Raw genomic sequence first — 22,400 nt, 5'->3', positions numbered from 1 at the left:
ACCCCGACCATCTCCTCAGGTGTCACACCATGCCAACCCCACCCGCCGACCAACAGACACGCCACTCACGAGTGAAGATGACCAAGCCCTACTAGAGGGTGCGCGTCAAGCCCCGTCACGGGGGCGGATCCGCATGCCGGGACGGCGCCGGTGGACGGTGAGGTAGGCCAGGCCGTCCGGGCCGGCGGTGAGGCTGCGGGTGGAGCCGTGCGGCAGCCAGACCGCCGCGCCCTCCGTCAGCTGCCGCGGCTCGTCGCCGGTGCCCGCGCCGAGCACACCATCGCCCGCGACGACGAACAGCAGGACGTCCAGGTCCGGTTCGCGGTGCGGCGCCACGCCCGTGCCGGGCGCCAGCCGTACGACGTTCGCGTCGAGCTGGCGCCCGGACTCCGCCAGCTTCCACAGCACGCCGCCCGGTACCGGCGGGGCGTCGGCCAGCGCCCGGGCGTCGCACAGGACCCGCGGTTCCGGCTCCGCCGGGCCGCCCGGTCCGGTGCCGTGCTCGGAAGGCGATGTCATCGTGCACCCCTCATTCCCCGGTACGGCCGTTCCTCCCGGGACCGTCATGCCCCGGGCCCGCGTCCGGGTCTACGATTATTACATGTAGGATTCGTGAAAATTACTTCGGGTGAGAAGAGCTTCGGGTGAGAAGAGCTGAGTGGACGTGACCACCCCACGGGAGAGCCCCCGCCGACGCGAGGTGCTGGACATGCTGCGGGCCGCGGCCGAGCCGCTGGGGGTCGCGGAGGCGGCCGAGCGGATCGGGCTGCACCCCAACACCGTGCGCTTCCATCTCGACGCCCTGGTGGCCGAGGGCGTCGTCGTACGCCAGGTCGAGGAACCCTCGGGGCCCGGCCGCCCCCGTACCGTCTACGCCCCCCGGCCCGGCATGGACCGCCGGGGCACACGCAGCTACCGGCTCCTGGCGCAGATCCTGCTCGGGCAACTGGCGTCCCAGGGTCCCGGGGCGCGGGAGGCCGCGACGGAGGCGGGCCGCGCCTGGGGCGGTTTCCTGGTCGATCCGCTGCCGCCCTCGCCGCCGCCCACGGCCGAGCGGGCGGCGGCCCGGCTCGTCGCCCTCCTGGACGACCTGGGCTTCGCCCCGGAGCCCGAGGGCGGCGGTGCCGGGGAACCACCGGAGCGGATCCGGCTGCGCCACTGCCCCTTCCTCGAACTCGCCGAGGAACATGGCCAGTTGGTATGCCCGATCCATCTGGGCCTGATGCAGGGGGCGCTGGCCGAACTGCGTGCACCGCTCGTCGCGACCGGCCTGGAACCGTTCGCGGCCCCCGACTCCTGCCTGGCCCACCTGGCCACCCGCCCGGCCGGGGCGATGCCGGACGGATGACGTGAAGGGCGGCGGAGGCCGCGCTTCGGCGGACGCCGGCGTCCGGGGCCCCGGTCCCGGCCACGGCACGCGGCCCGCTCGCGGCGGCTGCTCGAGGCCCGCTCCCGGCGCCTGCACCTCGCGCGGCCTCCGGTACAGCAGCGGTTTGCGTGCCGGTCGGCGCCGTGGCGGGCGCCGGTTTAGACCCCGGCAGTTCCTGCACACCTCGCAGAAAGGCGACACATCGATGAACACCACGGCGGCCGCCCTCGCGGGTGCGGTCACCTTCGTCTGGCTCGGCATGGTGCTGGCCATTTCCTTCCTGGAGGCCCCGTTGAAGTTCCGGGCCCCCGGCGTGACCATCCCCATCGGACTGGGCATCGGCCGGCTGGTCTTCCGGGCGCTGAACCTCGTCGAGACCGCCCTTGCCGTCGTGGTGATCGCCGCCGTCGCCGCGGGCGGGCCCCCGGCGGGCGTCGCCGGGCTGACCGCGGCCGTCGCCATGCTGCTCCTCGCCCAGTTGGCCTTCGTACGCCCCCGCCTCAACCGCAGGTCCGACCTGGTCCTGGCTGAAGAGGCCGGCGAGGACCGGCCTCGCTCACGCGGACACCTGGCCTACGTGGCCCTGGAGATCGTCAAGGTGGCCGTCCTGATCGCCCTCGGCATCAGCCTGCTGGCGGTGTGACCGGCGGCCCCGGGGGGCCACGGAAGCGAGTCCCCGGGCACACCGCCCTCCCGCCGGGCCGGACGGGCGCCTCGCCCATGCCGTGCCGCGGTCAGCCGTTCCGCAGCCAGTGCGCGACCTGCTCCGGAGTGGAACGCGGCGCGTCGATGAGGTGGGGAACGAAACGGGACCGGCGGTCGGTGACGATCTCGTTGGATTCGCGGATGCCGATCCCGGCCGACCTGCCGCCGATGACCCACGAGCCGATCACCATGTGGTTGCCGTCGAAGGACGGCGGCCGGTGGAACTGCTGGAACAGGAACGGGCCGTCGTCGAACGGGCCGGCCTGGTCGAAGTGGTGCTCCGCGGAACGGACCTTGATCGAGGCACCCTCCCAGCCCCACAGGGGCTTGGCGACCCATTCGGCCAGATCGCGGGGGCCGTCGAGGTAGGACGGCAGGAGGTTCGGGTGGCCGGGGTACAGCTCCCACAGCACCGCCAGCAGCGCCTTGGTGGACAGCAGCGCCTTCCACATCGGCTCGAGCCAGTGCGTCGAACGGGGCCCGGCCTCCAACTGCGGGGCGTAGACGCTCTCGAACGCCCAGTCCCACGGATACATCTTGAAGCAGGAGTCGATGGGTGCGTCGCTCAGGTCCACGAAGCGCCGGATGCCGCTGTGCCAGCCGATGTCCTCCATCGTCAGGCCCACCGTGGGAAGGCCCGCCTCGACGGCCGTGTCCCGCAGGTACGCCGTGGTGATGATGTCCTCGTCGGGCTCGTCGGCGGAGTGCGCGAAGTGGACCTGGCCGCCCAGCCGCGGAGCCAGTCGCTGCCACGTCCGCACCAGGCGCTCGTGGATCGTGTTGAACTGGTCGCGGTCCGGGTGCACGTCCTCCAGCCACTGCCATTGCAGCACGGCGGCTTCGAGGAGGGCCGCCGGAACGTCGCCGTTGTACTCGTACAGCCTGGCGTCGCCCGTGCCGTCCCAGGCGAAGTCGAACCTGCCGTAGATGCTCGGCGACTCGTTCTCGAGGGTCTCGAGCATGGGTCTCGCCCAGCGGCGGTCGATGCCGAGGCGTTCGACGTCGCCCTTCTCCAGGACGTGCCGGGCCGCCGCCACGCACATCGCGTGCAGTTCCTCGGTGACGTCCTCCAGGTAGTCCACCTCGCGAGAGGTGAGCACGTAGGCGGCGCTCTCGTTCCAGTAGGGCAACGTGCGGCCGTCGGGCAGTACGTCGGTGTGGAACGGAAGGCCTGACCGCAGGACCGTCTGCTCCCAGTCGGCCCTCGGGGTGCGGGGTTCGCGTCTCATGGATCAGCCGCCGACCGATCCGGCCTTGCCGCCCTTGGCGGAGAAACCGCCGCGGGCGACGCTGCCGGACTTCGGCGCGGTGAACGAGCCGTTGCCCTTGCTGAGGTCGACCTTCTGTCCGACGGCGGGGACGTCCTTGCCCCGCGGGGTGTACCACCAGGCGTAGCTGCCCCCACCGGCCCCACCGGCTCCACCGGAGTTGCAGTGATGGTCCGTCACGCGTTTCTGGGTCAGCCTGTCCATGCATGTGCCCTGGTAGTCCGGGCCGCTGGAGCAGCCGCTGAGGGCTATCGCCATCGCGACCGCACCCACGGCGCCGACCGAGACCTCGAAGGAGCGGCGACGTGAACTGGTGCTCTGCTGACTCGTCACGAACAGATCCCTCCGGATACGTCTGCTGATCCGCGGCAGTGGTGTGCCGCGCGATACGGCGTCGCGACGGGCGGAGTCACCGGGGAACGGCCAGGCCGCGTAGGCGACGTGAAATCGCCCGCGACAGGTCGACATGCCCCGTTCATTCCGACCGTCCCTCGCCATGTACAGGTACTTGGCCTGTCAAACATACCGTTGGCGTATTTGCGTAAGAACGGCGGAGTCATGTTCCGCTTGCCGTACGGGGGTTGCCGGAGGAACAGGGCGTGGCCTGGGCCGTTGTCCGCACGGCCGGTGTCCGGGACCGGACGGTGGATTTCCCCTCTCTTTCATGATTGGTCTACCGTTATTCGCCTGTACCAGCATTACTTGGGGGGAATCCGTGCGAACTCGTCTCGCCGCCGCTGTTCTGACCTGTGCCGCGGCCGGCGTCCTCGTGGCCTGTGACCCCGCGGACGGCACCAAGTCGCCGGGCGGCGCCACTCCTTCGGTGTCGGCCCCCGTCGCCTCGGACGGCAGCGAGCCCACGCAGGACGGCAAGCCGGGAGGGGACCAGCGGAAGAAGGTGCCGGCCTTCGTCGGTATGGGGCTGCAGTCCGCGCAGGACGCCGCCCAGGAACAGGGCTTCTACTCGCTGAAGTCGCACGACGCCCTGGGCCGCGGCCGGATGCAGGCGTTCGACCGGAACTGGAAGGTGTGCAGCCAGAACGTGGCGGCGGGCACGACGGTCTCGACCGATACGACCCTGGACTTCGGCGCGGTCAAGCTGGAGGAGTCCTGTCCCGCGAAGGACGAGGCTCCGCCCTCGGCCGAGGGCGGGAGGATGCCCGACTTCAAGGGGAAGTCGGTGAAGGCGGCTCGCGCCGCGCTCGACGCGAGCACGTCGCTCACGGTGAAGGACGCGTCGCCGGACCACCGGTGGGTGCTGGTGGAGAGCAACTGGCAGGTGTGCTCGCAGACTCCGGGCCCTGGTACCGAGCTGAAGGGACAGCCGGTGTCCTTCACGGCGGTCAAGTTCGGGGAATCCTGCCCGTAGGCACCGGCACGGAGGGCGGGACTCGGTCGCGGAACCGAGCGGAAAGCCGGAAGGGGCCGGCGCCCACTGGGCGCCGGCCCCTTCCGGGGTGCTCAGGCGGCAGCCACGTCGTCGGTGTGGCCGTGCAGGCGCGCGACGACCTCGGTGAGCTGGGCGGCGACCTCGGCGTCGTTGACCGGGTGGGTCTCGGCGAAGCGGGTCACGGAGCCGGGGATGGAGAGCTTGATGTCCTCGATCACCTTGCCGCCGGCGATGCCCACGGCCTTGCGGGTGTCGTCCTGCGCCCACACGCCGCCGTACTGGCCGAAGGCGGTGCCGATGACGGCGACGGGCTTGCCCACGAAGGCACCGGCGCCGAACGGGCGGGACAGCCAGTCGATGGCGTTCTTCAGGACGGCCGGGATGGTGCCGTTGTACTCGGGGGAGAACAGCAGGAAGGCGTCGGCGGTACCAGCGACCTCACGCAGCTTGGCGGCGGCGGCCGGCACACTGCCCTCGACGTCGATGTCCTCGTTGTAGAACGGGACGTCGGCCAGGCCCTCGAACAGCTCGACCTCGGCGCCCGCGGGGGCGAGCTTGATTGCGGCCTCGGCGAGCTGGCGGTTGTGCGAACCGGCGCGGAGGCTGCCGACGAGCGCGAGGATGCGAACAGACATGGGGGACTCCAAGGGGGGATGACACAATGGCGTTACAGATCCGGACCGAGGTCCGTTTATTTTTCTACCACCATAAGCGGACCGCGGTCCAGTTCTGTTCCCGATGCCTTACGCTGTCTTCATGTCCCGCCCCCTGCCGCCCTTTCCGAAGCCCCAGGAGCCTCAAGAACCTCAGGAGACCCGGGAGCTGCTGGCGCAGCCGGTGTTGCTCGATTTCGGCACCGGCGAGGACGAGCCCTGCCTGCGGGCCGACGCGGCCCGCAACCGCGCGCGGCTGTTGGACGCCGCCGCGCGCCTGGTCGCGGAGCACGGCGCGGCCGGAGTCACGATGGAGGCGGTCGCCGCGGCGGCCGAGGTGGGCAAGGGGACGGTCTTCCGCCGCTTCGGCGACCGCACCGGCCTGCTCAGGGCCCTGCTGGACCACTCGGAGCGGAAGTTCCAGGCCGCGTTCCTCAGCGGGCCCCCGCCCATGGGCCCCGGCGCTCCGCCCGCCGATCGGCTGCGGGCCTTCGGCTGCGTGGCGCTGCGCCGCGCGGCCGACGACCTGGAACTGCAACTGGCGGCCGATCCGGGCCCGGCCCGCCGCTTCGGCGTACCCGCCCGCCAGGTCCAGTACGCCCATGTGACGATGCTGCTGCGGCAGGCGGCCCCGGACGCGGACAGCGAACTCCTCGCCCACACGCTGATGGGCTACCTCGAGCCCGCCCTCATCCACCACCTGACCCGGCAGTGCCAGATGCCGATGGAACGGTTGCAGTCCGGCTGGCACGACCTGGTCGCCCGGATCACCTCCACGGGGCCGGCCTGCTGAGAGCCGGGGGCCGGTACGGCCGGCTCGGCCGCGATCGGCGCGTGTTTCCGGCGAAGGCCTCCGGCGGGCTTGCGTGGTGTTCGCACCGAAGAGCGGAAGAGCCGCGTACGCACGGCGTTCCCGTCCGTCGGTCTGCGAGCGGGGGGCTTTCCCGACCGCCGGTCTGCGAGCGGGCGGCTTTCCCGTACGTGGCCTGCGCGCACGAGCGGCCTTCCCGTACGCGCACACGGCCGCCTCGACACCACCCGGTCGGGCGATGTGGGCGGGCCGCGCGCCGGCCGGCCCGGTGAGGCCGGCGGCGATGTCCCCGGGACCGCGCCGCGGGGCCGACATCGGCACCGACACCGACACCGGCGTCGCTGGTCCTCGCCCACCCCCCGGGCCATGGAACAGACGGCGTGGCCTGGCACGCCACCCGGCAGGGTTGCCCCGCCCGGCAGGGCGACCTGCGCGCCCTCGCCCTCCGCGTACCCACTCCGCGGCGGTTGCCGTTTCAACTTCCCTATGGAATAGGGCAGTTCACCAGACGGACGGTCCACGGCTTCTGCCAAGATGCCGTACGTCATGGTGCAGATTCCCAAACCCGCCGCGCCCCCGTCGCCCGCTCCGCGCTCCGTTCCCACGAGCGCCGACGTGGCCCGACTGGCCGGCGTCTCGCGCGCGACCGTCTCCTACGTCCTGAACAACACCAGAGCGGTCCGCATCAGCGAGCCCACCCGCCGCCGGGTCCACGAGGCCGCCGAGGAACTCGGGTACGTGCCGCACGCGGCGGCGCGCAGCCTGCGCGCGGGGCACAGCCGTATGGTCCTCATGCCCGCCCCGGCCATCCCGGCAGGCCCGCTCTACAGCCGCTTCCTGGAAGAACTCCAGTGGGCGCTCGGCCTCCTCGACTACACCGTCGTACAGCACGCCACCGCGGGCCTGCCCGGTGACGAGGCGGCGCGGGCCTGGGCCGAATTGCGCCCGGTCGCCGTCCTGGTGTCCGGCGTGGGGCTCGGACCCGCAGGCGTCTCGGTGCTCAAACGCTCCGGCGCGCGTGCCGTCGTCACCCTCGGCCCGGAGCCCGTCGAGGGGGCCCACGCGCTGCTCATGGACCACGAGAGCGTCGGCCACCGGGCCGGTGTCCACCTGTACGCCCGTGGCCGGCGCCGTATCGGCGTGGTCGTGCCCGAGGAACGCGGACTGGACATGTTCTCCCGGCCCCGGCTCGCCGGCGTACGGCGCGCCGTGCACGGCACCGACGGCAGCGTGACCGAACTGCCCCTCGGCTACGACGAACGGTCCGCCGCCCGCCTGGCCGCCCGCTGGCGCGACCTCGGCCTCGACGCGGTGTTCGCCTACAACGACGAGTACGCCATGCTGCTCATGCGCGCCTTGCAGGACGGGGGCGTGCGCATCCCCGAGGAGACGGCCGTGATCGGCGCCGACGACCTCATGCTCGGGCGGCTGCTGCGGCCCCGGCTGAGTACCGTCCACATCGACCTGCCCTCCGGCCGCGACCTCGCCGAACTGGTCGACCGCGCCGTTCGCGACCCCGGCGCCCCGCCCGAGCGGCACGCGGTGCTGGGCGCGACGGTGGTCCACCGCGAGTCCACGTGACCGCGAGTCCACGTGGCCCACGCGACGCCCGTACGAGCGACCTGCGGCAGGCCGACCGGCCCCACGACAAAGCGGTGGGCGCCACTCCCGCAGGGAGGGCACCCACCGTCCGGCACGCTCGGAAAGCAGCCCGTCGAGACCTCGCGGTCCGATCCGCCAACCGATCCACGGACCGTTTCTACTGACCGTTCTGCTGCTCGGCGACCGACTTGCGGACCTCGTCCATGTCCAGCTTGCGGGCCTGGCCGATCACGTCCGCCAGAGCAGCCTCGGGCAGCGCACCCGGCTGCGCGAACACGGCGACCTGGTCACGGACGATCATCAGCGTCGGAATGGACTGGATGCCGAAGGCCGCCGCCAGTTCCGGCTGGGCCTCGGTGTCCACCTTGCCGAACACCAGGTCCGGGTTGTCCTCGGCCGCCTTCTCGTAGACGGGGGCGAACTGACGGCACGGTCCGCACCAGGACGCCCAGAAGTCGATGAGGACGAATTCGTTGTCCGTGACCGTCTGGTCGAAGTTCTCCTTGGTCAGCTCCACGGTGCTGGTCATGCGTATCCCTCTTCCTGGTGCTTCCTGGTGTCGGCTTACCGGCGTGGGGCGAAGCCGTGGGCACAACACGGCCGACCCTACGGGTATTCCGCGCACGTACCCGTGTGGCCAGGGCGCACACCACCCACCAGACTGACCCCATGACCGAAACGGAAACCATCGCGTACGACGTCGTGGTGCTGGGCGCCGGACCCGTGGGGGAGAACGTGGCCGACCGCACCCGGGCGGCCGGCCTGTCCACCGCGATCGTGGAGAGCGAACTGGTCGGCGGCGAGTGCTCGTACTGGGCGTGCATGCCGAGCAAGGCCCTGCTGCGCCCGGTCATCGCCCGCGCCGACGCCCGCCGTCTGCCGGGTCTGAGCCAGGCGGTGCGCGGCCCTCTCGACGCCACCGCGGTCCTCGCCCGCCGGGACGTGTACACCTCGCACTGGCACGACGACGGCCAGGTGCGGTGGCTGGACAGCATCGGCGCCGACCTCCACCGCGGGCACGGCCGGCTGGCCGGTCCGCGTACGGTCACGGTCGACGGCCCCGACGGCACGCGCAGGACGCTGACCGCCCGGCACGCCGTCGCCGTCTGCACCGGAACCCGCGCCCGGCTGCCGGAGCTTCCCGGGCTCGACGCCGTCAAGCCGTGGACCAGCCGCGAGGCCACCAGCTCCGAACAGGTGCCCGAGCGGCTGATCATCGTGGGCGGCGGTGTCGTCGCCACCGAGATGGCCACCGTCTACCAGGCGCTCGGCGCACAGGTCACCGTCCTGGTCCGCGGCAAGGGGCTGCTGCCGCGCATGGAACCCTTCGCCGGCGAACTGGTCGCCGACGCCCTCACGGAGGCGGGCGCCGACATCCGCACCGGCACCGCGGTGGAGTCGGTCGCCCGCGAGAACGGCACCGTCGTGGCCGTCACCGGCAACGGCGACCGTGTCGAGGCGGACGAGATCCTCTTCGCCACCGGGCGCGCGCCGCGCACCGACGACGTCGGCCTGGAGACGGTGGGCATGGAGCCCGGCTCCTGGCTGCCGGTCGACGACAGCCTGCGCGTGCTCGGCAGCACCTGGCTGTACGCGTGCGGCGACGTGAACCACCGCGCGCTCCTCACCCACCAGGGCAAGTACCAGGCCCGGATCGCGGGCGACACGATCGGCGCCCGTGCGGCCGGTGTGCCCCTGCTGGAGACGGACCCGTGGGGCGCGCACGCCGCCACCGCCGACCACCACGCCGTACCACAGGTCGTCTTCACCGATCCGGAGGCCGCGGCCGTGGGCCTGTCCCTGGCCGAAGCCGAACAGGCCGGGCACCGCGTCCGGGCCGTCGACGTCGACCTCTCCTCGGTCGCCGGGGCCGGCCTGTACGGCGACGGGTACCGCGGCCGCGCCCGCATGGTCGTCGACCTCGACGCAGAGACCCTGCGCGGTGTCACTTTCGTCGGCCCCGGCGTCGGCGAACTGCTCCACTCGGCGTCCGTCGCCGTCGCCGGCCAGGTTCCGATCAGCCGCCTGTGGCACGCGGTCCCGTCCTACCCGACGATCAGCGAGGTGTGGCTCCGCCTGCTGGAGGCCTACCGGGGCTGACCACGCGCCCCGGGAACCGCCCCGGCTGTTCCGGCAGTTCCCGCGGGGCCGGTGCGCCGGCGCTCGCCTACGGCAACTCGAAGCCGAGCGCCCGCGCGGCCTCCGCCGGGGTCGGCTGGGTCCAGCGGCGCGTCATCGCGTCGCTGGAGGAGAGGGAACGGAGTTCGGCGCGGTCGAGGTAGAGGGTGCCGCCGAGGTGGTCGGTCTCGTGCTGGACGATCCGGGCGGGCCAGCCCGAGAGCACCTCGTCCACCGCGCGCCCGTGCTCGTCCAGGGCCCGCAGGCGCACCTCGGCGTGCCGTGCCACCACGGCCTGCCAGCCAGGGACGCTCAGGCAGCCCTCGTAGAACGCGGCGCGCGCGGTGCCGACGGCCTCGTAGGACGGATTGACCAGCACGCGGAAGGGGAGCGGTACCCGTCCGCGCGCCACTCGCACCTCGTCCGGCACCGGTGCCGGGTCCTCCACGACCGCGATCCGCAGCCCCACCCCGACCTGCGGCGCGGCCAGTCCCACGCCCGGCGCCGCGTGCATGGTCAGGCGCATCGCCCGAATGAGGCAGGCCAGCAGCTCGGGCTCCAGCTGGCCGTCGAACGGCTCGGCGGCGCGCCGCAACACCGGGTCGCCGGCAACGACGATGGGCAACGGGCCGTCGTCGGCGAGGAGTTCCTCGACCTGCTCGGCCAGGGATGTACGCGCACGGGGGGAAGCCATCACGTCAGGATGCCACGGCGCTCGCTCGGCCCGGTCCGCCTGGCGCAGGCAGGCCACCAACCTGGCGCGTAACCGGCGCCGGTGCGTCCTGAGCGGGTGAGGACGGGCCGGTTTCCGCGGGGCGTGCGGGAACCGGCGTGCAGCACCCCCGGCAGCGCCTCCGGTGTGAAGTAGCGTGGTGCGACACGCCGACGCCGGAGGGAGACGCACATGACGACACCACACGGGCGTGCCCGGCGCGGGCAGGGTGAACTGGAGAGCCAGGTACTCGGCGCGCTCCGCGAGGCGGACGGCCCGGTCACCGCGGCCTGGGTGCAGCAGCGGCTCGGCGGCGATCTCGCCTACACCACCGTGGTCACCATCCTGACCAGGCTGCTCGCCAAGGACGTCGTCTCCCGCGAGCGCCGGGGCCGCTCCTTCGTGTGGACCCCGACCGCGGACGTCGCCCGCCTCGCGGCGCTCCGGATGCGCCGGTTGCTGGACGGCGAACGGGACCGCGAGGCGGTGCTGACCAGCTTCGTCACCACGCTGCCGCCCGGCGACGAGCAGGTGCTGCGCGCACTGCTGGACACGGTCACCGCCGCGGACGACGCCGACAGCGCCGACAGCGCGGGACGCCCGAGGGACGACGGTACGGAACACTGAGGCCTCATGGGGTTCTACGTCTTACTGCCGCTGGTGCTGCCGCTGTCCGCCTGGCCCGTCGCACGCCTGGCCGCACCGCGCCTGCACCCGCGCACGGCCACCCGGCTGCTGACCCGGGTGGCCGCCGTCCTGGGCGGATCCAGCACGCTGTGCCTCGCCCTGCTCACGGTCGTCGGCAGCGCCCAGCTGACCGGCAGCCCGGTTCCGGACGAGTGGGCCGATCCCGAGTTCAGGGCGGCCGTCTCGCGCGACCGGGTCGCCGGCCGTGCGGCGATCCCCGCCCTGGGACTGGTCGCGGTGGCCTGCGGGCGCACCCTGTGGCGTCACCGGCGGGTGGCCCGCCGCGCCCGCCGGGCCCTGACCGGGCTGCGCGCCGCACCCGTCGTGGTCCTGCCCGACACCACGCCCTACGCCTACGCCCTGCCCGGCAGTCACGACCGGATCGTCGTCACCACGGCACTTCTGGACGGCCTCGCCCCGGACGAGCGGCGGGCCCTGTTCGCGCACGAACGCGCCCACCTGGCGGCCCGCCACCACCGTCACCTGCTCACCGTCCACCTGGCGGCCTGCGCCAACCCCTTCCTGCGGCCGCTGCGGTCCGCCGTCGTCTACACCGCCGAGCGCTGGGCCGACGAGGACGCGGCCCGCGCGGTCGGCGACCGGCGCGTGGTCGCGCGGGCGATCGGCAAGGCGGCCCTGCTGTCGTCCGCCGCGCCCGTGCCCACCCTCGCCGCGGTGACCGCCGGGGGCCCGGTGCCGCGCCGGGTCGCCGCCCTGCTGGCGCCGGCACCGGCGGGCCGGCCCTGGCCATCGGCCCTCACGGCGGTCGGCGCCGCCGTGTGGGGCGCCGCCGCCGGTGCGGTGGTGTCCGCGGTGTCCTCGGCGAACTCCGCGGTCACCCTGTTCCTGCTCCTCCACCCGGCGGCGCCGCTCTGACCGGCTATTCGCTCCGGTCCCCGAAGTCGCCCGCGAGGGCGGAGGCGACGCGCAGGTGTGTCTCGGCCTCGTCCTGGCGGCCCTGCCGCTGGAGGGTGCGGCCCAGCATCAGCCGGGCGTAGTGCTCCACCGGGTCGCGCTCGACGATGACGCGCAACTCGGTCTCGGCCCGGCGCAGTTGGGCCGAGTGGTAGTAGGCGCGCGCCAGCAGCAGCCGGGGGCCGGTCTGCTCCGGCACCTCCTCGACCAGCCCGTTCAGCACGCGGGCCGCGGCGGCGTAGTCCCGGGCGTCGAAGAACATCTGCGCCCGCTCCCAGCGCTCCGCCGGGGTTCCGTGCTCGTAGTACGTCGTGTCCACCACTGACCTCCTCAGGTGCCTCGTTCGGAGCCACCGGCCGCAACAACAGGCACGATTGGTTGAATATTCCACTACGCTGCCGTTGTCGGCGGCGAAGGCCCGGGAAAGCCCGCGAACGACGGCGAGCGGGGGCTTCAAGCGCCCCATGGGGCTAGGTTGGGCGCCATGAGCAATCTCGATCGCGAGTCGGTCCCCGCGGTGTGCGGCGGCCGTGGCTTCGTGGTGGCGGAGCCCGTACGGGAACTCCTCAGCCCTCGCCGCGTCAAGCTCGGCGAGTCCACCGAGGTGAGGCGGCTGCTGCCGAACCTGGGCCGCCGCATGGTGGGCGCCTGGTGCTTCGTCGATCACTACGGCCCCGACGACATCGCCGACGAGCCCGGCATGCGGGTCCCGCCGCACCCGCACATGGGCCTCCAGACGGTGAGCTGGCTGCACGACGGCGAGGTGCTGCACCGCGACTCGACGGGCAGCCTCCAGACGATCCGCCCCGGCGAGCTGGGTCTGATGACCTCCGGCCGGGCCATCAGCCACTCCGAGGAGAGCCCCAGGTCGCACGCCCGCTTCCTGCACGGCGCGCAACTGTGGGTCGCCCTCCCGGACACCCACCGCCACACCGACCCGCGCTTCGAGCACCACACCGAACTGCCGACGGTCACCGCCCCCGGCCTCGAGGCCACCCTGATCCTGGGCGACCTCGACGGCGCGACCTCGCCGGGCACGGCGTACACCCCGATCACGGGCGCCGACCTGACCCTGACCCACGGCGCCGACGTACGCCTCCCGCTGGACCCGGACTTCGAGTACGCCGTGCTCTCCATGTCCGGCGAGACCCACGTCGACGGCGTACCCGTCCTGCCCGGCTCGATGCTCTACCTGGGCTGCGGCCGCACCGGACTTCCCCTGCGCGCAGAGTCGGACGCGGGCCTGATGCTCCTGGGCGGCGAGCCGTTCGAGGAGGAACTGATCATGTTCTGGAACTGGATCGGACGGTCGCAGGAGGAGATCGCGCAGGCCCGTCATGACTGGATGGAAGGGTCACGGTTCGGGGAAGTGAAGGGGTACGACGGGGCTCCGCTGCCCGCTCCGGAGCTCCCGCCGGTCCCCTTGAAACCACGGGGAAGGGTGCGTTGACCTGCGAAAACGACTGATTGGTTAGTGACGGGTGGGCGACTTGCCGTCGTGCCTTGCCTCTCGTCCCTCCATCGCGTGCGGGAGGGCGGCTGGACGTGCCGCAGGTCCCATGTGTGGGGCTAGGTAATTCCACGGTGTGTCCGTCTGTGGGTAGCTGTGGCAGGACTCTTGCTAACCCTACTGATGAGTCATCAGATGTTCGCGTCGTGCCTTCGCGGCGGTGTAGTGGTCATCGCCGCTTGGGTGACCACCGCACGGATGCTGACCTGGCAGGTGGCTGATTCACACTTCGGTGCGGGAACTCAGTGCTCGGCCTGTCAGTTTGTGGGAATTCGACAAGGTGTGAGCGGCCGTAGGCGTGAGCGCTCTTGGCACTGCTCCTTGGAGGGGGTGTCGTGGTGGAGTGCTCCCAGCAGATTCTTCGTCTGCTGGTGGTACACGCTCACCGTCGCCTCTGACCGCGGCAAAGGGTGGAATCGTCTGCTGCTGAGCCGAGTTGGTCCGCACCTTGTCCGAATCTTGGTCCGTGATCTGTGGTGTTGGCGTGCGAGTCCTGCGGTACGACATGGCACAGGTCGTAGAGACCGTCCGGGGGCGTCTACGCCGGTCCAGCGCGGGCACGAAATAGCAGGTCAGAGCCTTCTGGTCCGGGAGGGGCCGCCCAGTTGGCGATGGCTGTGTGATAGGCGAGTGATACGGCGAGGCCCCGCCGGGGTCCGTCCTGACGGGACTTTGAGCCGAGCCGTGAGACGACGAAGTGCATCGGAGCGCTCCGGTGCGGCTTCGTCTGAGATCGGCTGCGCTGGCGCGCACGATGCGGTTGGCGCTTCATGCGGTCCGTGTTCCTGTGACGCTTCTAGGGTGCGCCTACTTTGCGATTGCACTCGTTGGGAGGGGGGTCACGTCCCCTGGGGTCGATGCAGCGCAACCCACGGCCGCTCGACGACAGTCTCGCCGAGCGGCACCATTCGTGAGTCGTCAGTCACCATCCGCGGGCATCAGGAAACCGTCCGCTTCACGGACCGTCGCCTTCGCGACGAGCTCGTCCACATCGCTCGTGAGCGCATCCCTGATATCAGGGCCCAGCCGTGTCCACCCGAAGAAGCGCGCGACTTCGCGGAGTAGCTCCTCTCGGTGGGCGCCCGGACTTTCGTCGACCACGTGCTCCACATCGAGCCGCCGCTCGACCGACGGAACCTGCCCGACTTGGCTGCCACGGTCGGTGTCGGAGTGCGAGCGAAGGCCAGCTGTCGGTCAGGAACGTCATACGCCTCACCGACTCGCACGATCTGGCCCGCGGAGGCGATCCTCCGCAGCACTCGACGAACCGAGTCTCGGACGCCCCATTCCGTCGCTCTGATGTCCGTCGGGAGTGGGCATGCCTGACACCGATCTTCTGCGTGTCAGCCGTGACGTTGATCAGTTCCACTGTCACTGGGCGGCTCGGCAGGCGCTGAAGCTGCTGCTGCCTGGTTCGGATCTCACTGCGATCGCCATTGAGGGCGACGTCTCTGACCAGGCCAGATAACGAAACGCTGCCGGAGTACCAGTCGGCGCAGTGCGCTCAGCGGGACCAGGCGGGACGACCGTCGACCACGGTCATCCGCACTGCCTCTGAGCAAGGCGCGGCGAGCTGTTCGCGGTAGGACACCGAGAGCAGGCAGAGGCTGGCCGGTGCGCCCGGCGCCACGCGGCGAGGTGCACCGCCCGGGTTTTCGAGGGAGGTGAGCAGCGTATCCAGGGCCAGCGCCGAGGCGATTCGCTCACCGGCGCCGATCGCCGCTCCGGAGCGGGTGGTGCGATCCCGTGCCGACCTGATGACCTGCCATGGGTCTGGGTCGCCGAAGGGCGCGTCGGAGGAGCCGGCCACGCGGATGCCGGCCCGGCACAGGCTCGCCCAGCGGTAGAGATGCGGTAGATCGTCGACGTCGACCTCGGCGAGGTAGGTGTCGCCGCGGCTGCGCAGGAAGTCGGGCTGCGTCACGACGGTGAGCCCGAGCCGCCGTAGGTCGTCGTCGAGCTCCGGCGGGATGATCGCACCGTGCTCGATGCGATCGCCGGGGCAGGCGCCCAGGTCGGCGAGTACCGCAACGGTCAGGATGAGCGACTCCCGCGAGACGCAGTGAACGGCGACGGCGCGCCGCCGACCGTCGGCGCCTACCTGGTCGATGAGGGCGCGCAGCGTGTCGTAGTCGGGCAGATCGTGGTCTCGCAGCAGCAACTTACGTGGTCCGCGGCTCACGTTCGCCGGAAGGCCGAGCGTGTCACCGACACCGAGCGCCTGTACGTGGAGTGGTGCCACCAGGGCCAGTTCGCGGACGCCCGCCTCGTCCAGGTCCGGCGTCGCGTCGGTGACGCCGGTGATGCCGGACCCGAGCAGCTGGTCGCGGACCTCGCGCAGCGCCACGCGGTGGGAGTCGTCGACGCCGGCGAGGTGCTCTCGCAGGCGTCGGTCGTAGCGCCACAGTCGGCCGTTGGGACGCCCCTGTGCATCTCGCTCAAAGTCGGGGGAGCCGAGGTCGAGCGCCTCGGCGACCAGGTCGAGCGCCTTCGAGTTCAGCATCCACAGCGCCCCGCTTCGGTGCTGAACCCGCAACGGTCGGCTCGGAAGCAGTCGGTCGAGCACGTGGCGGTCCAGCTCGCCGGCGACGGACTCGTGGTAGCCGACGGCGCGAAGCCAGCCGTCGCCCTGCGGAGCGGTCTGCAGCGCGCGGGCCAGATCTGGCAGGCCGCTCACCCGTTCGGGTCCGACATCGAGCGAGTGCCGCGCGGCGGCGAGTGCGTGCAGATGGAGATGGTGGTCGTGGAGCCCGGGGAGCAGTGCACCCCCTCGGCCGGCGATCACCAGCTCGCCGGCGGGCCTCAGCCCGGGAGCGACCTCGGTGATCCGCGGACCACGGGTGCGTACGTCGACGAGCGTCCCGCCCAGGTCCACCTCGGTGAGGAGCAGGCCGGGGCCTTCCGGAGGCGTCACCGGAGCACCTCGGGGGTGTGCGCACCGGCTGTGGCGGCCGGCCCGGCAGGCCGGCGGGCTCGGGGAGGGGCGACCTGAATGACGTCTTCGCCGGTGTCGAGCTGCCATCGGCCCGACCTGTCCATCGTGACGCGCAGCCGGTGCCGGTCGTCGACACCCGCGGCGGCGACGTGGCGGCAGACATCGTGCATGGAGACGTCGACGAGCACCGCCCGCTTCTGCTCCAGGACCTCTGCGGCGGCCCCGGCCGCGACCACGCCGGTGAGCGGATCCGCGAGGGCGTCGCCGCAGGGGAGGACGTCGTCCCGGTCAAGGAGGTACAGCCCTGCGCCGACGGACACGTCGTCACCGAAGCCGACGCGCTGGCTGTCCCTGCCCCGAGCCGAGATGGAGAGCCAGCTGACTCCGTCCGCGACGAGTTCGTCGGCGTGCAGGCCCCAGGACGCGAGTGCGCGCGGGCGTGAGGACTCCAGCACGAGGTCCGCGGATCGGACCAGTCGGAGCAGGGCGTCCCGCGAGGCCGGGTCGTTCTGGTCGATCACGACGGAGCGGTGCCCGCCGTGCAGCAGGTCGAAGAAGGCACGAGGACCGTGACGGGCACCGTCGAGGCGGGTGCTGCTCTCGACCTTGACGACCTCCGCGCCCGTCAGCCCGAGCAGGTGCGCGCACAGCGGGCCCGCCCACAGCGCCGTGAAGTCGATGATCAGCGGGCGCTCACGGACGTGTGGGCGGGTTCCGCCCGGAGTCAGCTCGACAGGGTCCCGGTCACCCGGTGGAGGCCCATGGTGAGGCACGGCCGTACCGGGCAGACCCAGCAGCTCCATCCGGTCGGCGGCATCCGAGGTCGAGGTGCCCCGCGCCCAAGCCGACACCGCTGCCCACGGGTCGGTGAGCTCGTCGGTCATCACCAGGGCGGGCACCATGTCGAGGTCGCTGTCGCGCGCGAGGGACAGTCCTATGCGGCCGTCGAGGGTGGGCAGGGTCCGGAATGTGCCGGAGCACGAGAGTGGGCCGCGACGCCCCAGGCCGGCGATGGCGGCGCGTTCGGAGAGCAGGCGAACGTCGGGGAGTGTCGGGGCGCGGCCGGTGCGCCTGCGCGCGGACCGTGACAGCCGGGCCAGTTCCTCGGCGACGGTGGTCGCGGGGAGACCCGGCGCCGGCCGGGGTGGCCCGCCGGCCCGCCCGGTCAGCGACATCGCTCCCGACGCGGCCCAAAGGCGTGCCTCCGCGGAGGCCGCGTCCTCAGTGCCGTTCATCGACCAGGCCCCAGTTCAAGGCCGTGGCCACGTCGATTCGCTGCCCTGTGAGGGCCAGGAACGCCGTGCGCCAGCGGCCGATGCGCCGCGGGATACCGACGGTTCCGCCGGCCCCCGGGATGAGTCCCATCAACAGTTCGGGCAGCTGGAACCAGCTCCCTTCGACCGAGCGCACGCGGCTCGCGAACGCTGGGATCTCGATGCCCGCCCCGATGCAGGCACCGTGGAGCGTCGGCACGACCCGCTCCCGGAGGAGATGGACGGCGTGCCCCACGCTCTGCTCCAGCCTGACCAGATGGGCAGCCGCGGGGGAGTTGTACGAGCCGAACTCGTCGAGGTCGCCGCCGCTGCAGTACGAGGGGCCGCGACCGCTCAGAAGGATCTCGGTGATGGAGTCGTCGGCCAGCGCGATCGAGAGTGCCTCCAGCACTCCGTCGCGCATCGCGCGGTTGAAGGCGTTGTGACGAGCGGGCCGGTTCAGCTCGACCACGAGCGACGGCCCGTCGCGCTCGATGACGACGGCCGCGGGCTCGGAGCCCGATGTTCCGCGTGGGGTTCGCCGCCGCCAGTCGGCGAACTCGGCGGAGGCCAGCAGCATCGAGTAGGCGGCGGACTCCAGCTCGAGCGCGGCGACGACCGGGAGGTCCTCGCTCGCGCGCAGGGTCCGGTCCAGCACACTCGACGCGACCGGTGCGCGCGAGAAGGTGGACGCGACCGCCTCGGCGGTCTCGTCGACCGGGGCGTCGACCCAGGAGCGCCCGACCCCTCCCGGCGCGATGGTGAAGGTCAGCGACCTCGACAGCGCTGCGATGGCCGGCCCCAGAACCCTGGTGGAGACGCCCACCAGGATCGGGTCGAGGCCAGGACGGACCGGCGGTGGATCCGGGGTCCCCACGCGTACGGCGTCGTCGAGGTCGACGAGGACGGGGTGACGCGGCATCGGGCCCTCGGCGTACCGGAGCGACGTCAGGAACTCGGCGATTTCACCGGCGCCGACTCGCTGCATGGTGCACACCCGCGACGGGCGTGCTGAGGCCGTGGCTGCGCGACGGGGTTCGGCGGTCATGACTCTCCTGCCTCCTGTGACGCGCCGCACAGTATTTGTCATGAGGAATGGGCGCGTCAAGGGGTTAATTGGGGAGCCGCAATGCTCATGAGAAATATTCATCATGAGTATTGACGCGCAGCTTCGGCGCTGGTGAGACTCCTCGCGGCGCCAGTCACACCGCGAATCGCCTTCGCGGCGGGCGGACAGACGGGAGTGAGAACGTGGAATTGCTGCGCATGGCGGTGCTGGGCCTGGGCTTGGGAGGCGCGTACGCCCTCTTGGCCCTGGGGGTGGTCGCGATCTACCGCGGGACCGGCGTGCCGAACTTCGCCCAGGGGGCCGTCGGCATGTTCAGCGCCTATGTCTTCTTCGGGCTCCGCGATGACGGGGGGGTCCCGGCCGCGTTGGCGGTCGTCATCACCGTCGCGACTGCCTCCCTGGCGGGCGTGGCGTTCTACCTCCTCGTGATGCGCCAGCTCCGGAACGCACCGATCCTGGCCCGGATCACCGCGACGCTGGGACTGCTGCTGGTCCTGCGCGGACTGGCGATGGCGCTGTTCGACGTCGCCTCGCGCACACCCAGAGGCGAGCTGCCCTCCCATGTGCTCCGGTTGGGCAGCGTCGCCCTGCCGGTCGACCGCCTGCTGATCGCGTGCCTGGCGGTCCTGCTCGGAATCGTGCTCAGCGTGGTGTCCGTGCGGACTCGGCTCGGTCTCGCCGTCCGTGCCGTGGCCGACAACGAGAAGGGCGTCCAGCTCGTCGGGCTGTCCCCCCAGTTGCTGGGGGCTCTGACCTGGGCGATCGGATTCGCGCTCGCCGCGGTGGCCGGCATCGTCCTCAGCCCGATCTCCGGCCTCGACGCGGACGCGCTGACCATGCTCATCGTCCCGGTGTTCGGCGCGGCGCTCCTGGCGAGGTTCAACTCGTTCATGCTCGCCGTCGCGGGCGGCCTCGGCATCGGCATCGCCCAGTCGACGCTCGCCCTCGTCCAGGACCACCAGGGCTGGTACTCCATCCTGTGGGCCGGGATCGGTCGCTCCCAGGCATTCCCGGCCCTCGTGGTCATCCTCCTCATCGTCGCGTCGGGCCGGCTGCTCCCCGCACGGGGCGACGCCGCCTCCGGCCGACTGCCGGTCGCCCCACTTCCGCGCTACCGGAAGTCGGGCCCTGTCATCGCACTCGCGGTGGGGCTGCTCCTTATATACACGTCGTCAACCCCCTGGCTGTCGGCCGGCATTGTGACCCTCTGCGGCATCCTCATCGGCCTCTCGGTGGTCGTGGTCACGGGCTATCTGGGCCAGATCTCGCTCGCGCAGTGCGCGACCGCCGGCATCGGTGGGCTGGTCACGGCGCGCCTCGCCGCCGGCCTGCCGCTGCCCCTGGTCATGCTGATCGCCGCCGCCGTGGCGGGTGTCATCGGGATTGTCCTGGGGCTGCCGTCGGTGCGGGTGCGCGGACAGAGCCTCGCTCTCGTCACCCTCAGCGCCGCGTACATCTGCGAGCAGGTGGTCTTCCAGGACCCGCGGTTCACCGATGCGGAGTACGGCTACCCGCTGATCCCCGCTGCGGCGCTGTTCGGCAGGCAGCTGGACATGACCTCGTTCGCCGTGCTGGTCCTCGTCGTCGTGATCGTCGTTGCCTCCCTCGTCGGAGCCCTGCGGGCGTCGAGCCTGGGCCGACGTGCCCTGGCGATCCGCGAGAACGAGGCGGCGGCGATTGCGGCGGGCACCAACGTCCCCCGCTACAAGCTGGCGGGCTTCGCACTGGCCTCGGCGATCGCCGGCCTCGCGGGATGCCTCCTCGGCTACCACGCCCTGGTCTTCGCTCCGAACGGCTTCACCACGTTCGCCTCGCTGAACATCGTGGTCATGGCCTACATCGGCGGTATCGCGATGATCGGAGGCGCGATCTTCGCCGGTATCGGCGCCGCCGGCGGCCTCTTCGCCCAGCTCCTCGCCGTCAACGGCTGGGCCAGCTATCACGACCTGATCGGTGGACTCGGCTTGCTGATCGCGATCCAGCTCCACCCCAACGGGATCGCATCTCTTGGACATGATCTGCGCCACCGTCTGCGATCGCGTACAAGCAACTCGGAGGTGCCTCCGTCCCCCCCGGCGGAACGCAGCACCGACGTCACTACCGATTCAGAAATTGAAGGGCTCGTTCGATGAAGCACAAGACTTTCAGAACCCGTGTCGCCCTTGCCGCGGCGGGACTGCTGACCATGAGCGCGCTCACCGCCTGCGGAAGCGGCGCGGCCTCCGCGAGCGGTTCGGGACCGATCGTGCTCGGGTCGCTGCTGACGATCGACAACCCGTTCTGGAGCAACGCGGACGTCAAGGCGACGAGCGAGGCGTGGGAGAAGTACATCAACAAGGAGCTCGGCGGGATCAACGGCCGCGAGGTCAAGATCGTCACCTGTGACGACAAGGGCGACAGCGCCGCCGGAACCACCTGCGCCAACAACCTTCTGGCGGAGGAGCCCGTCGCCTTCGTGAACAACGCCTCCCTCGTGGTCGGCCAGGTGGTCCTTCCCCAGTTCACGCAGGCGAAGGTCGCGACGCTCGGAGCCTGGCCGATCTCGCAGCAGGAGAACGAGAACCCGCTGCTCTTCCCGACCACCTCCGGAGCCTCCGGCACCTACCCCGGGCTCGCGGTCTACCTCCGCTCGATCGGTGCCAAGAACGTGGCGCTGGTGTTCGAGGACAACGGTGCCGCGAACGCGGTCGCCAAGTCGCTGGCCGACCTCTGGAAGTCCCTCGGCGGCAGCAAGTCGAGAATCTTCTCCTACGGTCTGCGCACGCCGGACTTCACGCCGCTCGCCTCGCAGGTGGCCGCGTCGAAGCCGGACGCCGTGATCGCGGGAATCGGCAGGGGGGACGCGGTTCGTGTGTTCAAGGCGTTCAAGAACGCCGGCGTCGACGTTCCGATCACGACCACCCAGACTCCTGCGGTGAAGGGGGTCCTGGAGGACGCCGGAGCGGCGGCCGAAGGGGTCTACTTCTCGTTCGTCTGCTCGCCCGTCAGCGTCGGCGGCGAGGACGTCGAGCTGTACGAGCACGTGATGAAGACGTACGCGCCGGACGTGGAGCTGACCGGTCAGACCTGTGCCGCGTCCTCGGGGATGCAGTACGCCCTGTCGGTGCTCCAGGGCATCAAGGGCGACATCACCAAGGAGTCCGTCCTCGCTCAGGCCCAGAACTCGACCGACTGGCCCGGCTTCATGACTCACCCGATGGCATCGGACGCGGCGGCGAAGGCGACCCCGGCGATCCGCAACCCCTACGTCACGGTCGCGCAGTACAAGAACGGCGAGTTCGTCCCGGTCACCGTCGATCACGTCCCCGCCGGGCTCAAGCCCTACGTGAACGTCCGCGACGGCATCCCGTGGTTCCGCGGCACGCTGCCGGCGTCCTGAGCACCGTGCGGCAGTCTGTCGGAA

At 71.5% G+C, this 22,400-nt stretch carries 23 protein-coding genes; 12 read left to right on the top strand and 11 right to left on the bottom strand.

Going from position 1 to position 22,400, the window contains the following annotated elements:
- Positions 1-105: 105 nt before the first annotated feature.
- Positions 106-519: a hypothetical protein gene (locus ACIQMV_RS36940; protein WP_141355835.1), complete on the bottom strand. Its 414-nt coding sequence runs from the start codon at positions 517-519 to the stop codon at positions 106-108.
- Positions 520-664: 145 nt separating this feature from the next.
- On the opposite strand from ACIQMV_RS36940, the gene ACIQMV_RS36935 reads away from it, so the two are divergent.
- Together ACIQMV_RS36935 and ACIQMV_RS36930 are read left to right on the top strand one after the other, a co-directional pair.
- Positions 665-1,348 carry a helix-turn-helix transcriptional regulator gene (locus ACIQMV_RS36935; protein WP_402597456.1) on the top strand — a complete coding sequence of 228 codons (684 nt, stop codon included), beginning with the start codon at positions 665-667 and terminating at the stop codon, positions 1,346-1,348.
- 226 nt (positions 1,349-1,574) lie between these two features.
- Positions 1,575-2,012, top strand: coding sequence for a hypothetical protein (locus ACIQMV_RS36930; RefSeq protein WP_402597455.1), 438 nt, complete (start codon positions 1,575-1,577; stop codon positions 2,010-2,012).
- Between the two features lie 91 nt (positions 2,013-2,103).
- Here the strand turns inward: ACIQMV_RS36930 and ACIQMV_RS36925 are convergent, their stop codons facing one another.
- Together ACIQMV_RS36925 and ACIQMV_RS36920 are read right to left on the bottom strand one after the other, a co-directional pair.
- Positions 2,104-3,303, bottom strand: coding sequence for a glutathionylspermidine synthase family protein (locus ACIQMV_RS36925; protein WP_402597454.1), 1,200 nt, complete (start codon positions 3,301-3,303; stop codon positions 2,104-2,106).
- A gap of 3 nt (positions 3,304-3,306) precedes the next feature.
- Positions 3,307-3,675: a hypothetical protein gene (locus ACIQMV_RS36920; RefSeq protein ID WP_402597453.1), complete on the bottom strand. Its 369-nt coding sequence runs from the start codon at positions 3,673-3,675 to the stop codon at positions 3,307-3,309.
- A gap of 331 nt (positions 3,676-4,006) precedes the next feature.
- Here ACIQMV_RS36920 and ACIQMV_RS36915 point away from each other — a divergent pair, with 331 nt between their 5' ends.
- On the top strand, positions 4,007-4,711 hold the full coding sequence (locus ACIQMV_RS36915; protein WP_402597452.1) for a PASTA domain-containing protein: 705 nt from the start codon (positions 4,007-4,009) through the stop codon (positions 4,709-4,711).
- A gap of 92 nt (positions 4,712-4,803) precedes the next feature.
- Here ACIQMV_RS36915 and ACIQMV_RS36910 read toward each other — a convergent pair whose 3' ends face one another.
- The gene (locus ACIQMV_RS36910) at positions 4,804-5,367 is read right to left on the bottom strand and encodes an NAD(P)H-dependent oxidoreductase (protein ID WP_401781828.1); all 564 of its coding nucleotides are present in this window, start codon (positions 5,365-5,367) and stop codon (positions 4,804-4,806) included.
- Positions 5,368-5,488: 121 nt separating this feature from the next.
- On the opposite strand from ACIQMV_RS36910, the gene ACIQMV_RS36905 reads away from it, so the two are divergent.
- Positions 5,489-6,178: a TetR/AcrR family transcriptional regulator gene (locus ACIQMV_RS36905; protein WP_253265991.1), complete on the top strand. Its 690-nt coding sequence runs from the start codon at positions 5,489-5,491 to the stop codon at positions 6,176-6,178.
- 564 nt (positions 6,179-6,742) lie between these two features.
- Positions 6,743-7,777, top strand: coding sequence for a LacI family DNA-binding transcriptional regulator (locus ACIQMV_RS36900; RefSeq protein ID WP_402597451.1), 1,035 nt, complete (start codon positions 6,743-6,745; stop codon positions 7,775-7,777).
- Between the two features lie 178 nt (positions 7,778-7,955).
- Here the strand turns inward: ACIQMV_RS36900 and trxA are convergent, their stop codons facing one another.
- Positions 7,956-8,327: a thioredoxin gene (gene trxA, locus ACIQMV_RS36895; protein WP_141355818.1), complete on the bottom strand. Its 372-nt coding sequence runs from the start codon at positions 8,325-8,327 to the stop codon at positions 7,956-7,958.
- 140 nt (positions 8,328-8,467) lie between these two features.
- Here trxA and ACIQMV_RS36890 point away from each other — a divergent pair, with 140 nt between their 5' ends.
- Positions 8,468-9,898, top strand: a complete 1,431-nt coding sequence (locus tag ACIQMV_RS36890; RefSeq protein WP_402597450.1) for a dihydrolipoyl dehydrogenase family protein — start codon at positions 8,468-8,470, stop codon at positions 9,896-9,898.
- Between the two features lie 67 nt (positions 9,899-9,965).
- On the opposite strand, the gene ACIQMV_RS36885 is transcribed toward ACIQMV_RS36890, so the two are convergent.
- On the bottom strand, positions 9,966-10,610 hold the full coding sequence (locus ACIQMV_RS36885; RefSeq protein ID WP_402597449.1) for a peptide deformylase: 645 nt from the start codon (positions 10,608-10,610) through the stop codon (positions 9,966-9,968).
- Between the two features lie 210 nt (positions 10,611-10,820).
- Here ACIQMV_RS36885 and ACIQMV_RS36880 point away from each other — a divergent pair, with 210 nt between their 5' ends.
- Both ACIQMV_RS36880 and ACIQMV_RS36875 read left to right on the top strand, forming a co-directional pair.
- Positions 10,821-11,255, top strand: a complete 435-nt coding sequence (locus tag ACIQMV_RS36880; protein WP_402597448.1) for a BlaI/MecI/CopY family transcriptional regulator — start codon at positions 10,821-10,823, stop codon at positions 11,253-11,255.
- Positions 11,256-11,261: 6 nt separating this feature from the next.
- Positions 11,262-12,191, top strand: coding sequence for a M56 family metallopeptidase (locus ACIQMV_RS36875; RefSeq protein ID WP_402597447.1), 930 nt, complete (start codon positions 11,262-11,264; stop codon positions 12,189-12,191).
- A 4-nt stretch (positions 12,192-12,195) separates the two neighbouring features.
- On the opposite strand, the gene ACIQMV_RS36870 is transcribed toward ACIQMV_RS36875, so the two are convergent.
- Positions 12,196-12,549 carry a M48 family metallopeptidase gene (locus tag ACIQMV_RS36870; protein ID WP_141355808.1) on the bottom strand — a complete coding sequence of 118 codons (354 nt, stop codon included), beginning with the start codon at positions 12,547-12,549 and terminating at the stop codon, positions 12,196-12,198.
- A 165-nt stretch (positions 12,550-12,714) separates the two neighbouring features.
- Between ACIQMV_RS36870 and ACIQMV_RS36865 the strand changes: the two genes are divergently transcribed.
- Positions 12,715-13,680 (top strand): pirin family protein, encoded by a 966-nt coding sequence (locus tag ACIQMV_RS36865; protein ID WP_402597446.1) that lies wholly within the window; start codon positions 12,715-12,717, stop codon positions 13,678-13,680.
- Between the two features lie 978 nt (positions 13,681-14,658).
- On the opposite strand, the gene ACIQMV_RS36860 is transcribed toward ACIQMV_RS36865, so the two are convergent.
- Complete coding sequence (locus ACIQMV_RS36860) at positions 14,659-14,841, bottom strand: hypothetical protein (protein WP_402597445.1); 183 nt, start codon at positions 14,839-14,841, stop codon at positions 14,659-14,661.
- 217 nt (positions 14,842-15,058) lie between these two features.
- On the opposite strand from ACIQMV_RS36860, the gene ACIQMV_RS36855 reads away from it, so the two are divergent.
- A complete protein-coding gene (locus tag ACIQMV_RS36855; RefSeq protein WP_402597444.1) occupies positions 15,059-15,208 on the top strand; it encodes a hypothetical protein in 150 nt (49 codons plus the stop codon).
- 36 nt (positions 15,209-15,244) lie between these two features.
- On the opposite strand, the gene ACIQMV_RS36850 is transcribed toward ACIQMV_RS36855, so the two are convergent.
- From ACIQMV_RS36850 to ACIQMV_RS36840, 3 genes are read right to left on the bottom strand one after another with little or no spacing between them, the layout of a single operon-like run.
- Positions 15,245-16,654, bottom strand: a complete 1,410-nt coding sequence (locus tag ACIQMV_RS36850) for an amidohydrolase family protein (protein ID WP_402597443.1) — start codon at positions 16,652-16,654, stop codon at positions 15,245-15,247.
- Entirely contained in the window at positions 16,651-17,910 is a 1,260-nt protein-coding gene (locus ACIQMV_RS36845) for a CoA transferase (protein ID WP_402597442.1), read from the bottom strand. The genes ACIQMV_RS36850 and ACIQMV_RS36845 overlap by 4 nt, the downstream gene beginning before the upstream one ends.
- Positions 17,897-18,916, bottom strand: a complete 1,020-nt coding sequence (locus ACIQMV_RS36840) for an enoyl-CoA hydratase/isomerase family protein (protein ID WP_402597441.1) — start codon at positions 18,914-18,916, stop codon at positions 17,897-17,899. Before ACIQMV_RS36840 ends, ACIQMV_RS36845 begins: the two co-directional genes overlap by 14 nt.
- A 263-nt stretch (positions 18,917-19,179) precedes the next feature.
- Between ACIQMV_RS36840 and ACIQMV_RS36835 the strand changes: the two genes are divergently transcribed.
- Complete coding sequence (locus ACIQMV_RS36835) at positions 19,180-21,129, top strand: hypothetical protein (protein WP_402597440.1); 1,950 nt, start codon at positions 19,180-19,182, stop codon at positions 21,127-21,129.
- The gene (locus ACIQMV_RS36830) at positions 21,126-22,376 is read left to right on the top strand and encodes an ABC transporter substrate-binding protein (protein ID WP_402597439.1); all 1,251 of its coding nucleotides are present in this window, start codon (positions 21,126-21,128) and stop codon (positions 22,374-22,376) included. Before ACIQMV_RS36835 ends, ACIQMV_RS36830 begins: the two co-directional genes overlap by 4 nt.
- Positions 22,377-22,400 lie beyond the last annotated feature (24 nt).

Source organism: Streptomyces sp. NPDC091412 (assembly GCF_044756885.1).
GTDB lineage: Bacteria > Actinomycetota > Actinomycetes > Streptomycetales > Streptomycetaceae > Streptomyces.
The sequence above is the reverse complement of the archived record's forward strand: the minus strand, read 5'-3'. Positions and strand labels throughout refer to the sequence as shown.